This window comes from Aristaeella hokkaidonensis, from assembly GCF_018128945.1.
GTDB classification, from domain to species: Bacteria; Bacillota; Clostridia; order Christensenellales; family Aristaeellaceae; genus Aristaeella; species Aristaeella hokkaidonensis.
The window spans coordinates 2,933,162-2,946,402 of the sequence record NZ_CP068393.1 but is presented as its reverse complement, the minus strand read 5'-3'; the positions used below and the strand labels follow the sequence as shown (position 1 = coordinate 2,946,402).

Sequence of the window (13,241 nt, the reverse complement as noted above, 5' to 3'; positions counted from 1 at the left end):
TTCTTGTGTTTGCTGGTTTTTACACGCGGCGGGCGGCAAAGCACTCGCTGCAGTATACGGGACGGTCTTCCTTAGGCTCGAAGGGAACCTGAGTGGGCTTTCCGCATTCCGCGCAAACAGCGTCGTACATCTGACGCGGAGCGCCGGCAGCACGGCTGGCCTTACGCGCCTGACGGCAGGCCTTGCAGCGGGTGGGCTCGTTCTGGAATCCCTTTTCGGCATAGAATTCCTGTTCACCGGCAGTGAAAACGAACTCAGCGCCACAGTCTTTGCATACCAGCGTTTTGTCTTCGTACATGATCTGGTAACCCCCATAACTTTTTGATAGGCGACTCCTCCGGCTGACCTGGTCTTTGCCCCCACACACGCCGCCTGGAAGTTTGCTCTGTGCTTTACGCACCCTCACTAGCTTCTCTCGGAATTGCTCCCGGACGGACTTACATCTAGACCGCACCATGCTCCCCGCCGCTTTGGACGGATTACGTGGACCGCTTTGCCTGCGACTGGCATCGGCTTGCAACCACAGACCCGAAGGATTCAACCGGCGACATTATATTACCGCCATGTCTAAAACGCAAGATATTTTTCCATTTTTGACAAATAAAGACAATCGAAATGCATTATTTTTGGTCAAAAGTTGGTTTTCTTACTTTTTCTGGCCGTAATAAGCGTTCGGGCCGTGCTTCCGCATGAAGTGTTTTTCCTTCACATACTCCGGCAGATTCATCCGGGTCTGGGTCTCGGGAAGCGCTTCGGTATGCCAGGCCATCATGGCCACTTCTTCCAGCACCACCGCGTTGTGCACCGCTTCCATTGCGTCCTTGCCCCAGGCAAAGGGGCCATGATGCCGTGCCAGCACACAGGGCACATGCTTCGGGTTCAGTCCGTTCTGCTCAAAATGAGAAGCAATCACCCGTCCGGTTTCCAGCTCATAGGCGCTTTCCACTTCTTCCTTTGTCAGATCCCGGCAGCAGGGAACGTTGCCATAGATATAGTCCGCATGGGTTGTGCCGTAGGCGGGAATATCCCTTCCGCTCTGGGCCCAGATTGTCGCCCACCGGGAATGGGTATGCACCACGCCGCCGATGTCCTTAAAGCGGCGGTACAGCTCCGCATGGGTAGGTGTATCGGAAGAAGGATTCATACTGCCTTCCACCTTGTTGCCCTCCAGGTCAATCACGACCATGTCTTCCGGCTTCAGTTCCTCATAGGGAACGCCGCTGGGCTTGATTACGAACAGGCCCTTCTCCCGGTCAATTCCGCTTACATTACCCCAGGTAAACGTCACCAGATGATAGGCGGGCAGCAGCATGTTCGCCTCGTATACCTGTTTTTTGAGTTCCTCCAGCATGGATCTTTCCTCCTAAATTCATAATTCATAATTCACAATTCATAATTTCATCCCCGTCGAAGCAGAAATAATTCTGAATTCTGAATTCTTAATTCTTAATTGGTCTTCGGACCCAGTTGTCCTCTCATCCAGTGTTTCCTGCACAGGGACACATAACTCTCATCCCCGCCCAGCACGATCTGCTCACCTTCCCGGGCAACCTTTCCGTCAATCACACGGGCATTGCAGGTAGCCTTCTTACCGCACCAGCAGATAGTCTTCACTTCTTCGATCGTATCCGCCCAGGCCATCAGCCATTGGCTGCCTTCAAAGAAGTTGCCCTTGAAGTCCGCCCGCAGGCCGTATGCGATGACCGGGATTCCCAGGTCATCCACAATGTGCACCAGGTATTCCACCTGGGCCTTGGTCAGGAACTGGGCTTCATCCACAATCACACAGTCATAACCGGTCAGGTCCATTGTTTCCAGTTCTTCAGCGAATACGCACTCCGTTTCCAGCCCGCTGCGGGAACGGATAATCCGGGCGCCGTCACGGTTTTCCAACTGCGGTTTGACCATCAGCACCTTCTGATGCCGCTCTCCGTAGTTGTACTGCACCATGATCGCGTTTGCTGTCTTGCTTGAACCCATGGCTCCGTAGCGAAAATACAGTTTAGCCAACCGGATCTTCCTCCTTTTCCGGCACAGCGGCTGCTGTTTCCGGATCCGCTTTCTTTTTGACGGCCTTCTTACCCACAGGCACGATAGTATCGTTCTTCACCGTCAGCCGGATTTCCTGTCCCAGCTGAACATGACCTTCCAGTAATTCTTCACTCAGGGTATCCTCCACAGTGCGCTGGATCAGCCTGCGCAGCGGCCGGGCGCCAAACTTGGGATCATAACCATCCTTCGCCAGTTTCTCCGTCACCTGCGGATCCCAGGTCAGCAGGATTTCCTGTTCCTTCAGCCTGTCCGCCACCTGCTTGAGCATCAGCTCCGTGATCTTGTGGATCTCATCCTCATTCAGGCTGTGGAAGACAATCAGTTCATCCACCCGGTTGATGAATTCAGGCCGGAAGATCTCCTTAACCTCTTTCATCACGGATTCCTTCATGGCTTCATAGTTCCGGGCTTCGCCTTTCTGGTCCGCACCGAAACCCATGGTTCGTCCGTTGCCGATCACGTGCGCGCCGGCATTGGAGGTCATTACCAGGATGGTGTTCTTGAAGGATACCACCCGTCCCGTATTATCCGTCAGCCGCCCGTCCTCCAGGATCTGCAGCAGCATGTTGAATACGTCAGGATGTGCCTTTTCCACCTCGTCCAGCAGCACCACGCTGTAGGGCTTCCGCCGAACCGCTTCTGTCAGCTGGCCGCCCTCTTCATATCCCACATATCCGGGAGGAGAACCAACCAGCCGGGAAACCGTATGCTTTTCCATATACTCGGACATATCCAGGCGGATCACCGAGTCTTCATCCCCGAACATTGCCTCGCCCAGTGCGCGGCACAGCTCAGTCTTGCCGACGCCGGTCGGTCCGAGGAAGATAAAGCTGCCGATGGGGCGCTTCGGATCCTTCAGGCCTGCCCGTGCCCGGCGGATTGCCCGCGCCACGGCACTGACTGCTTCTTCCTGGCCGATCAGCCGCTGATGCAGCGTCTCCTCCAGGCGAACCAGCCGCTGAGCTTCCTGTTCCGTCATCCGGGATACCGGAATACCGGTCCACTGACTCACCACCTGGGCAATATCCTCTTCCGTCACGGTATCCCGTGCGGTACTCTGGGCCCGGTTCCACTCCGCCCGTTTTTCCTCAATCTCGCGGTTCAGGTTCCGTTCCTGATCCCGCAGGGCAGCAGCCTTTTCAAAGTCCTGGTGGGAGATGGCTTCTTTCTTTTCGATCACCACTGCCTCCAGGCGCTTCTCCTGTTCCCGCACGTCCGGCGGAGCTGTGCAGGCTGCAATCCGCACCCGGCTGGCCGCTTCATCCATCAGGTCGATGGCCTTGTCCGGCAGGAACCGGTCCGGGATATACCGGTCAGACAGCTTCACAGCCGCTGCCAGCGCTTCGTCTGTAATCCGTACTTTATGGTGCGCCTCATACCGGTCACGCAGGCCGTAGAGGATCGACAGGGTTTCCTCCGCTGTCGGCTCGCCCACCACCACCGGCTGAAAACGGCGTTCCAGTGCGGCGTCTTTTTCAATATGCTTGCGGTATTCATCCAGCGTGGTCGCGCCGATGCACTGGATTTCCCCGCGGCTCAGGGCAGGCTTCAGGATATTCGCGGCATCCAGGCTGCCTTCTGTGGCGCCGGCGCCGATAATCGTATGGATTTCATCGATGAACAGCAGCACGTTTCCGGCCTTGTGCAGCTCGTCCATCACGTTCTTCAGCCGTTCCTCAAACTCGCCCCGGTATTTCGTACCGGCTACCATGCTGCCGATATCCAGGCTCATGACCCGTTTTCCCATCAGTAGCTCCGGCACATTCCCCTGCACAATGCGCTGTGCCAGTCCTTCGGCCACTGCGCTCTTGCCCACGCCGGGCTCACCGATCAGCACAGGATTATTCTTCGTCCTGCGGATCAGGATCTGGATAATCCGCTGGATCTCCGTCTCCCGGCCGATCACCGGATCCAGTTCATTCTTCTCCGCGGCTGCCGTCAGATCCCGGCTGTATTTCTCCAGTTCGCTCTTGTTGTTCTCGTTCCCGTTTCTGCCCCGGGCAGGTGCAAAGGGCGGGAAGCCGGGCATCCTGCGGGGAGCCTCTTCATTGCCTGCGTTCTCCCGCATCTGCCGGAGCAGCTGCTCCCGCGCGGCGGACAGATCAACGCCGGCTTTCCGGAACAGGCCGCCGGCCACGCCGTCGTCATTTCCCAGCAGGGCCAGCCAGATGTGTTCAACGGTCACGTAGTTCTGTCCAAGCTTATGGGATTCCAGCACACTGTTTTCCAACGTCTTCTTCGCCCGGGGACTCAGCTCGATCCGATTGCTCCTGGCTTCTTCCGGATCGCCGACTTCCTTCAGATGCTCCCGCAGTTCCGCCACGACGGAGTCATAGCTCATCCGGGCGGAAACCGCTTCCGGCACTGAAGCGCCTGTCTTCAGCAGGGCGAGCAGGAAATGCTCCGTTCCGACGTACGGCTGCTGCAGCTCCGCAGCGATCCGCTGGGCCAGCATCAGTGTCTGCTGGGCTCTCTGGGTAAAACGACCGAATATAGGCATGGAGAATTCCTTTCTGTTATCATCTTCTGTTGCCCTGATGGCACTGAGCACCGTGCTCAGCAGGCTCCTGACGTTTCCTTTCATCAGGTCCGCGTTCATTTTGCTCATACAGTCGGCACACAGATGTCTGACCGTAGTCTCTTCACCGGCTACTACGGAAACCGTAAAATTCGCTTCATTCACATGGCATTCTTCGCACAGCATTTCTCTCGCCTCTTTTCTCTTATTGGAGTTCAGCGAAGTTCCCCTGAAAGCCAAACAATTCGTTAGCTTGTTTTATTCATAACAGATAATTCTGAATTCTGAATTCTTAATTCTGAATTTGATTTCTGTTCCGTGACGCAATGGTCATCAGCATGGATTTCATCATCTTTGCCCGCATTGCGTTCTTCAGCGAATCCGGAACCGGAACGCTCAGCGCGCGCGTGCTGACTGCCGACGCCATCAGCGCGGCTTCATCCGCGGTTACAATCCGCTGTTCTTTCAGCTGGCTGATCAGCCGGAGGCATTCTTCCTCTCCCAGGCTGTCTCCGATCCGGTCGTTCACCAGATACATCAGCCGCTGTGACCCGGCCTGCACAACACGTACAATCCGGATATACCCTCCACCGCCCCGGCGGCTCTCTGTCAGATAACCATGATCCGGGGAAAAGCGGGTTGCCAGCACATAGTTAATCTGGCTCGGTGCGCATCCGAAATACTCCGCCAGTTCATTTCGTTTCAGCTCCACTTCCGTGGATTCCTCATTCAGAAGTTCCTTGATAAACTGCTCTATCGAATCGCTCAAACGCATGATTAACCCTCCCCTCGTCAAAGGGTCTGCAGTTTCTGACTATCTTTGACCTATTGAGTATAACACACAAACTCAACTTATTCAACAACTGCTTTTAGGTCAAACAGTCCGGTAATACAGTATAACATTATATCATTATTCATTTATCACTATTCATTCTTCATTGAAAGCGATCAGCGAAAGCTGCAGTGTTTCCGCAACTGATTTGTGAAAGTGTTCATCCTTCTGATGCACATACTTCACCGAGGAAGGGATTACTTCCCCATCATTCCAGCGGAAGAAGCCGGTCCCGTCCGGGTTCAGGCCGTAATCCGCAAGGGTTTTCCCCTCCTCCGGCACAAGCACCGTCAGCCGGTTCAGCACCCGGTTTCCCAGGAAGACCGCAAAGACATCATGTTCCGGATCCACGGAAACATGGTTGCCCGTGAAACCGCCGATTCCGAAGGCCTGTTTCCCCATATAGCAGGGTATTTCCGAATAGTACTGATCCGGGTGACGCACATAGCACTGAATTCCCAGGAACTGTGTCCAGGCACCGTTCGTACGCTTCCGTCCGGTCCGGTTGACCGCCATTTCCCTCAGGGATTCCTCCCCGACAATTTTCCGTTCCAGCACTGCCCGGCAGAACCGCACCATATCCCCTCGGGTGGAAAACAGGCCGGCATGCCCGCAAAGGTCTCCCGTATCTCCCTGCAGCACCGCCGCCTTGGGATCATGCGGAACCCCGGGTTTCCATCCTTCCCGGAGAATCTGCTGCCCGTTCTCGATCCGGTGTTCCCGGTCGTAGCACTGGCAGTCTTTCCGGCGTTCCGGCGGAACCGCGGACCAGGTCTCTGACATGCCCGCCGGCTCCAGAACCAGCTTCCGTGCGCAGTCCATAAAAGACATCCCGGCTGCTGCTTCCAGTACATATTTCAGGATCATGGCCGGAATATCAGAATAGATCCGGCGTACATCCTCGTGCGGCGCGGCTGTGGATGCAAACAACGCTTCCATAGCGCTTTCCCGGTCGGTACACCCGTCCAGGCGGACAGGCGTACGGACCGTGACCGCAAAGGTCATCAGATCCCACACCGTGGTATCCTTCAGGAACCGGAATCGGGAATCATATGAAAAAACAGGCCTGCCGGGATCCAGCAGACCTTCTTCTTTCAGTTTCATAGCGCACAGGCCCGTGAACAGTTTCGTTACGCTGGCCAGGTCAAAAACGCTGTCCTCCCGGACAGCCCCGTCCATGGCTGACACTGTTCTGTTTCCGGCACCGCATGCCGCGGAAACACCTTCCAGGATGACCGTTTCCCGGGTAAAAAACCGGAGGCCGTTCAGGAGGGTTGTGTCCATTGATGAACCGCTCATCCTTTGTCTCCCCGGGTCAGGCATCCACACCGATTCGGGTACAGGGCACCCTTCCCTCTTTCAGGTCGCTCAGCCGGTGACGGGCATGCCCGATAATCACCGTGGTGCCGCCCTTCACGCAGCTCAGCGCGTATTCCAGCTTGGCGCGGGCGCCGTTTGCCCCGGCGCGGCTGGCGCCGATGCATGCATTCTGCAGTTCCCGCACCTTGCGTTCCACTTCTTCATAAGTCTTGCCGATCACGTCCCGCACCAGGGTGCTGGGATCCCGGCGATCCTGGTAAATCCCCTCCGTGGAGGTCATCAGCACCAGGGTCTTCGCCTTCACCAGGCCGGCAATCACCGCTGCCGTTTCATCATTGTCCACGCACTCGTGAACCTCTTCACCCTTTTCCCGCCGGGCAGCCAGTTCCATCTTCCGGTTTTCCTCGTCGGATACCGGGTCGTTGTAATTCACAATCGGGATAGTTTTCTGCCGTGCGGCGCGGATCAGCAGTGAGCGGATATGCTCACTCTTTTCCGGGTCATTGAAGTGGGTATGCTCCACCAGGATCTGGCGGATGCCGTATTCCGGTGAAACAAATTGACGGTAATTCTGCATCAGGATGGTCTGTCCCTGGGCAGCGTAATCCGCCTTGTCCTGATCCGGATCTCCGCTCAGTTCGCATCCTGTCCGCTTGATATAATCCAGCCGGCCGATTTCCGTCGCGCCGCTGGTCACCCAGATCATGCCGGGCTTCAGTTCAGCCCCGATTCTGGAAAAAATGTTGTAGTCAATATCCCGGTCTTCCTGCCGGATCAGCGCCATGCTGCCGATCTTGCCAACCAGTTCAAACTGATAATCCATGCTCCGTTCCTGCTTTCCGCGGTCAGAGTCTTTCCCGTACCAGCCGGGTAAGAATATACACCGCCATATGATATCCCTGATCGTTTCTCAGGGTGATGTCGGCCAAGTCGCGGTATATAGGGAGCCGTTCATGATAAACACGTTCCACCTCAGCCAGGCCCCCGTCCCGCAGGGTAGGTCGCCGGTCCAGCTTGATGTCACTCAGGATGTCTTCCAAAGGCCTGTCAATCAGCACAATCGTACCCCAGGACCGCATGATATGACGGTTTACCGGATTCAGCACCGTGCCTCCGCCCGTGGAGATGATCATCGGCCGGGCATAGGTCAGCGCGGCCAGCGCGTTTGTTTCTGCCCGCCGGAAGGTTTCTTCCCCGTATTTCTCAAAGAACTCGTTCACCGTTCCACCGGCACTCTGAGCCACCATGGCGTCAGTGTCCGCAAACGGAACGCCTGTTTCTTTTGCTGTGCGCTTGCCCAGACTGCTTTTGCCGCAGCCCTGCATGCCGATCAGAAACAGATGCTTGTCCACTGCCATGGTCCCCCTTCCTGCCGGTATCGTTCCCGTTATTCTTTCTTCAAGATGATACAACTTTTTCCTTTTTCGTCAAGTGCCGGAAGCCTTCCGAACCGTTCTTCCATGGTTCTTTCCCGGCATCATTCCGAATAAATAACGAAGCACCCGCTTCCGGGCTTCCCTCATTTTTCCGCTCTTTCCAAAGTAAATTGGAAAGCCGCTCCTTCGTCTGTATCCAGCAGGCGGATGCTTTGCCCGTGCATATCCATGATCCGCTTGCAGATGCTCAGACCCAGGCCCGTTCCCTTGCCCGCGGTATGCGCCCGGTCCGCTGTAAAGAACCGGTCAAAGATCTTGTCCCGGTCTTCCGGTGCCACGCCGCTGCCGCTGTCTCTGACCGTGACCTTCACGACGCCTTCCGCCGCTGCCGATTCGAGGACAATCTTTCCGCCCTCAGGCGTGAATTTGATGGCGTTGTCCAGCAGGTTAATCACCACCTGCTCAATCCGGTCGCTGTCCGCATTCACCGGACAGGGATCCGTCTCAAACTCGCAGCTGATATCGATCTCTTTGGCTTCCAGGTCATTCATTCGCCGGATGACTGCCCGCCGGAGCATCTCATTGATATCAAAGGTGGTCATCTCCGGCTTTGCGTCATCCCGCTCCAGCCGGCTCAGTGCCAGCAGGTCATCGATCAGCCCGCTCAGCCGTTTGCTTTCATCCGCCACCAGCCGCAGGTATTTCGGCTGTTCCTCCGCGGGAATCACGCCGTCCGCCATACCTTCCGCAAAACCCTTGATGCTTGTAATCGGACTGCGAAGCTCGTGGCTCACATTCGCCACAAACTCCCTCCGTCCGGCTTCCACGCCCTGCAGCTTGTGCGTCATGGTATTGAACGCTCCGCTCAGCTCCCGCAGTTCCCGGTCGCCCTTCTTTTCATCCACCTGCACGGAGAAGTCACCCTCGGCGATCGTCGCCGCCGCTGTTTCCAACTGCTTGAGCGGCTTCAGCCTCCGGCGCACAAACAGGAATACCACAATACCGGTCAATACCATAACCACGACCGTAAGCGCCACGATCCTCCACAGAATTTCCCCGAGTCCGGATTCGATTTTCTGGGCCCGTGTCCGGATAAATACCGCTCCGTTCACTTTTCCGCCCCAGGTAAAAGGCACGCCGACTGTGAACATGGGGGCTTCTCCGCTTTCGGAACGCATGCGGATCATTTCCCCGTTCAGGATGCGATCCATTGCCGCGTTGATATCATCGCTGTTCAGGCTGTCTATAAACGCAGGATCTTCCTGGCCGGAAGATACCGCGTTGTAGATCATTCCGTTTTGATTCCGGTCCATTACAATAATGAGCGCATTGAATTCCTGGCTTACCTTTTCCGCTGTCCGGTTCAGGTAAGTTCGTGTTTCGCTGTCCCGGTCCCACATGGTATCCATCAGGCTCTCGCCCGACAGGTTCCCGGCCAGGTAGGCGATTCCCTCCGCTTCGGAACTCAGGTGGTCCAGTCTGGTGTCAATCTGCTGGTTCCGCAATGTCAGCCACCAGACCGCAGAAAGGCAGACTGTGGTCAGCAGAATTGCCGCCATCACCACAGCCATAATCCGCGCAAACACAGTCTCACCCCCCCCCATAGCAAATTCAGAATGATGAATTCAGAATTCAGAATTAAATATGGATCCAAATAAATCGCCGATCTATTCACTGCCAGGATACACCGCTTAAGATAATGGAACGCCGGACTAATAATTCTGAATTCTTAATTCTGAATTCTGAATTATTGATTATCTGTCGGTAGAAAACTTATACCCGATCCCCCGTACGGTGTACAGGCTCCAGCCGTATTTCTCGCTGTCTGTCAGCTTTTCCCGCAGCCGCTTGATGTGCACGTCCACCGTCCGGCTGTCTCCGAAAAAGTCAAAACCCCAGATCTGGCTCAGCAACTGTTCCCGTGTAAACACCTGGTTCGGATGGGACGCCAGGAAATACAGCACTTCCAGTTCCTTCGGCGGCATTTCAAGCCGTTTTCCTTCATAGTGTACGTCGTATTCCTTCAGGCTCACTGTCAGCCCCGGGAAAGTCAGATCCCCGGCCTGTTCCTCCTCGCTGCCGCGGCTCCGGCGGAGCACCGCCTTCACCCGGGCAACCAGTTCTTTTCCGTCAAAGGGTTTCACAATGTAGTCATCCGCACCCAGTTCCAGGCACAGCACTTTATCAAAGGTTTCACCCTTTGCCGTGACCATGATGACCGGGATACTGCCGCTCTTCCGGATAGTCTTCAGCACCTCATATCCGTCCGTTCCAGGCAGCATCACATCCAGCAGCACCAAATCCGGCGGCATCTTCCGGAAAGAGTCAATCGCCTCATTTCCGTCCGCAGCCACCTTCACCTCATAGTTTTCCTTTTCCAGGTACAGCTGCTCCAGCCTGCTGATATTCGGATCATCATCCACTACCAGAATACACGGCTTGTCCTTCACGCTAACTCCTCCGTCGTTATCAATTCATAATTCACAATTCATAATTCATAATTCGAGATGCTTGGCCTGAACTTTTCCATAAACATACGTACATACACTAGGGGTCATTTCGACCGAAGCCGAAGGCGAAGTGGAGAAATCCCTTACTATAAATTCTGAATTCTTAATTCTGAATTCTGAATTACATATCACTTCAGTGTTACGACCGTAACGCCGTCTTCTCCTTCACCATACATGCCCCGACGGAAACTCTTCACATGCTTGTTCTTCCTCAGGTCCTGCTGGATCCCGGCCCGCAGGATCCCTGTTCCCTTTCCGTGAATGACATAAACCTCATTCAGTCCGGCCAGCACCGCTTCATCCAGGTACAGGCTCACCGCGTCCAGCGCTTCCTCCAGGTTCATTCCCCGTACGTCGCATTCGCTCTTCACCGTCCGGGTCATCATGCCTGTCTTCGCCTTTACGGTTGTCTTCTCCTTCGCCGGAGCTTCCTTAATCAGCCGAAGCTGCGAAAGCTCCGCCGTAAACTTCATCATACCGGTCTGCAGCCGTACCTCACCTTTTTCATCCGGAGGCGCCAGCACGGTTCCCTCTACGCCCAGGGTCAGAATTTTCACTTTATCCCCGGCCTTGACGGTCTTCGGCGCTTCGCCGCCGTCGGGTGCAGCCTGTCCGAGGCCCTCCGCCAGCGCGTCGCTTTCCTTGTCCAGCCGCCTGCGCAGGTCGTTCACAGAGGCGTCTCCCTGCGCAGCGTTCTTCTTCATTTTCTTCAGTTCGGCAATGACGCTCTCACTTTCCCGTCTTGCCTGATCCACAATATGCTTCGCGTCCTCCCGGGCTTTGCGCAGCGCCTGTTCTCGCTTCTGTTCCATCTCCCGGCGAAGCTGTTCAGCTTCATTGCGCAGCTTGATGGTTTCACGGTTCGCTTCCTCAGCCAGCTGGCGTTCCTTTTCCGCCACCTGCCGGTGATACTCTGCATTGGCAATCACGTCTTCAAACCGGATCGCGTTTCCGCTCAGCAGTTTCCGGGCTGCGTCAATCAGGTTTTCCGGCAGTCCCAGCCGCCGGCTGATTTCAAAAGCGTTGCTCTTTCCAGGCACGCCGATGGACAGGCGGTATGTCGGCCGCAGCGTCTCCACGTCAAACTCCACCGAGGCATTTTCCACGCCCTGTGTAGTCAGGGCAAAAGCCTTCAGCTCGCTGTAGTGGGTCGTTGCCAGGGTCCGCACTTTGATATGCAGCAGCCGTGTCAGGATGCTCTGGGCCAGGGCAGCACCTTCCGTGGGATCCGTTCCGGCGCCCAGTTCGTCAAACAGCACCAGGTCCCGGGGCGTCACCTCGTGCATAATCTCCACGATGTTGGTCATATGTCCGGAGAAAGTGGACAGGCTCTGTTCAATGCTCTGCTCGTCTCCGATATCCGCAAACACCTGCTCAAATACAGCCAGCTCTGTTCCCGGATCCGCCGGCACCTGGAGGCCCGCTTGGGCCATCAGGGTAAACAGACCCACGGTCTTCAGTGTTACTGTCTTACCGCCGGTATTCGGGCCGGTAATGATCAGGGAAGTAAACTCTTCTCCAAGCCATATTGTAGAGGGCACTACCTTTTCCGGATCAATCAGCGGATGACGTCCGCGGATGATCTTCAGGTGTCCTTCATTGTTCATCTTCGGGCTCACGCAGAAAAACCGGCGGCTCAGCAGTCCCTTGGCAAAGATGAAATCCAGCTCCGCCAGCTGCTCCTGGGTTTCCGCCATGGCCGCGGCATAGGGCGCCACTTCAGCGGATAATGCCGCCAGAATCCGGGCAATCTCCTGCTGTTCCTTCAGTTCCCACTGTTTCAGTTCATTGCCCATTTCCACCGCAGCCATCGGCTCGATGAACAGCGTTGCGCCGGAAGAGCTCTGGTCATGAACCAGGCCGGGGACGCTGGAGCGGAATTCCGCCCGCACCGGCAGCACATACCGGTTGTTTCTCACGGTGATGATCGGATCCTGCAGTGCTTTTTGCAGTGTAGCGGAGTGGATCATCTGATTCAGCTTATCCCGGATCCGGTCCTGGGCTCCCCGCAGATGCCGACGGATATTCATCAGCTCGCTGCTGGCCCGGTCAGCTATTTCATCTTCGGAGATAATCGCGTCCGTTATATCCCTTTCAATATTCCGAGCAACAAAAAGGCCCTCCGCCTTTGCCCGCAGTATGGGAGTATTTTCCCGTTCCGTTACCAGCGCATCCTGGGCCGCGCGGCTCGCCCGCAGCAGTTCAGCCACATTCAGCAGCATCCCGGCACTCAGGCTTCCGCCTTTCTCGCAAACCACCAGCGCCGGTTTTACATCCGGAAACGCAATCATCGGATGTCCGCCGGTATACTGAAGAATGACGGTTGCCTCTTCCGTCTCCGCCTGCAGTGCCTGCACGGCAGTCAGTTCATCCGCCGGTTCCAGTGCCCGGCACTTCTCCGCCCCTGCCGGCGTCAGTGCGCCCTCAGCCAGGAGCTCTCGGATCCTGGTAAACTCCAGCACCCGCAGTGTTCTTTCTTTCATCATATCCTTATATCTCTCTTTTACTTAAATTCAGGAAACTAATCCGATCCTTAAATCCCTAAACTATACTTCGGCAGGCCGCGAGGAATGCCCCTCGCAGGACATTAAATTGCGTCAGTACTTAACGATTGACGAGCGAAAGCGAAGTCA

At 55.8% G+C, this 13,241-nt stretch carries 11 protein-coding genes; all 11 read right to left on the bottom strand.

The window, feature by feature from the left end; genetic code table 11:
- Nucleotides 1-19: 19 nt before the first annotated feature.
- The 11 genes from JYE49_RS13225 to JYE49_RS13175 all read right to left on the bottom strand — a co-directional run bounded on the left by JYE49_RS13225 (nt 20) and on the right by JYE49_RS13175 (nt 13,094).
- On the bottom strand, nt 20-298 hold the full coding sequence (locus JYE49_RS13225; RefSeq protein WP_093957984.1) for a zinc-ribbon domain containing protein: 279 nt from the start codon (nt 296-298) through the stop codon (nt 20-22).
- Between the two features lie 348 nt (nt 299-646).
- Nucleotides 647-1,351 carry an L-ribulose-5-phosphate 4-epimerase gene (locus JYE49_RS13220; protein ID WP_093957983.1) on the bottom strand — a complete coding sequence of 235 codons (705 nt, stop codon included), beginning with the start codon at nt 1,349-1,351 and terminating at the stop codon, nt 647-649.
- A gap of 95 nt (nt 1,352-1,446) precedes the next feature.
- On the bottom strand, nt 1,447-2,010 hold the full coding sequence (locus JYE49_RS13215; protein WP_093957982.1) for a thymidine kinase: 564 nt from the start codon (nt 2,008-2,010) through the stop codon (nt 1,447-1,449).
- On the bottom strand, nt 2,003-4,552 hold the full coding sequence (locus JYE49_RS13210) for an ATP-dependent Clp protease ATP-binding subunit (RefSeq protein ID WP_093957996.1): 2,550 nt from the start codon (nt 4,550-4,552) through the stop codon (nt 2,003-2,005). The genes JYE49_RS13215 and JYE49_RS13210 overlap by 8 nt, the downstream gene beginning before the upstream one ends.
- 310 nt (nt 4,553-4,862) lie before the next feature.
- Nucleotides 4,863-5,345 (bottom strand): CtsR family transcriptional regulator, encoded by a 483-nt coding sequence (locus JYE49_RS13205; protein WP_093957981.1) that lies wholly within the window; start codon nt 5,343-5,345, stop codon nt 4,863-4,865.
- Nucleotides 5,346-5,498: 153 nt separating this feature from the next.
- Nucleotides 5,499-6,686, bottom strand: coding sequence for a serine hydrolase domain-containing protein (locus JYE49_RS13200; RefSeq protein ID WP_304583093.1), 1,188 nt, complete (start codon nt 6,684-6,686; stop codon nt 5,499-5,501).
- A gap of 31 nt (nt 6,687-6,717) precedes the next feature.
- Complete coding sequence (locus JYE49_RS13195; RefSeq protein ID WP_093957979.1) at nt 6,718-7,545, bottom strand: amino acid kinase family protein; 828 nt, start codon at nt 7,543-7,545, stop codon at nt 6,718-6,720.
- Between the two features lie 22 nt (nt 7,546-7,567).
- Nucleotides 7,568-8,080 carry a shikimate kinase gene (locus tag JYE49_RS13190; RefSeq protein ID WP_093957978.1) on the bottom strand — a complete coding sequence of 171 codons (513 nt, stop codon included), beginning with the start codon at nt 8,078-8,080 and terminating at the stop codon, nt 7,568-7,570.
- Nucleotides 8,081-8,241: 161 nt separating this feature from the next.
- Nucleotides 8,242-9,702 (bottom strand): sensor histidine kinase, encoded by a 1,461-nt coding sequence (locus tag JYE49_RS13185; RefSeq protein WP_093957977.1) that lies wholly within the window; start codon nt 9,700-9,702, stop codon nt 8,242-8,244.
- A 150-nt stretch (nt 9,703-9,852) separates the two neighbouring features.
- Nucleotides 9,853-10,548, bottom strand: a complete 696-nt coding sequence (locus JYE49_RS13180; protein ID WP_093957976.1) for a response regulator transcription factor — start codon at nt 10,546-10,548, stop codon at nt 9,853-9,855.
- A 188-nt stretch (nt 10,549-10,736) separates the two neighbouring features.
- Nucleotides 10,737-13,094 carry an endonuclease MutS2 gene (locus JYE49_RS13175; protein ID WP_304583084.1) on the bottom strand — a complete coding sequence of 786 codons (2,358 nt, stop codon included), beginning with the start codon at nt 13,092-13,094 and terminating at the stop codon, nt 10,737-10,739.
- Between the last annotated feature and the right edge of the window lie 147 nt (nt 13,095-13,241).